The 364-nt window shown below is 51.1% G+C and carries 1 protein-coding gene; it reads left to right on the forward strand.

Features of this window, described 5'->3' with window-relative positions; genetic code table 11:
- Positions 1-364 (forward strand): thiamine pyrophosphate-dependent enzyme (locus B3180_RS06860; RefSeq protein WP_286843718.1); only part of this gene is annotated, 364 nt, incomplete at both ends.

Below are 364 nucleotides of genomic sequence, written 5' to 3' on the forward strand. Positions count from 1 at the left end.
AATTAAAAGAGGGAACTGAGCCACAAGACCACTGGGACTTCGACTTTATGCTGAAGGTTCGCGACCATATGCGTGACCATACCGATGAAGGTGCCGACGACGGTAGCTTCCCGGTTTTACCGCAGCGTCTGGTGGAGGATGTCCGTGAAGTGATGCCGGATGACGGTGTCATTGCACTGGACAACGGCATCTACAAAATTTGGTTTGCCCGTAATTACCCGGCGCGTCAGCCAAATACTGTACTGCTGGATAATGCACTGGCTTCAATGGGTGCTGGCTTACCTTCTGCAATGGCTGCTAAGCTGGTTAACCCGGAAAAGAAAGTTATGGCAATATGCGGTGACGGCGGCTTTATGATGAACTC

It is taken from the genome of Idiomarina sp. UBA4206, assembly GCF_002383015.1.
In the GTDB taxonomy this organism is placed as follows: Bacteria; Pseudomonadota; Gammaproteobacteria; order Enterobacterales; family Alteromonadaceae; genus Idiomarina; species Idiomarina abyssalis.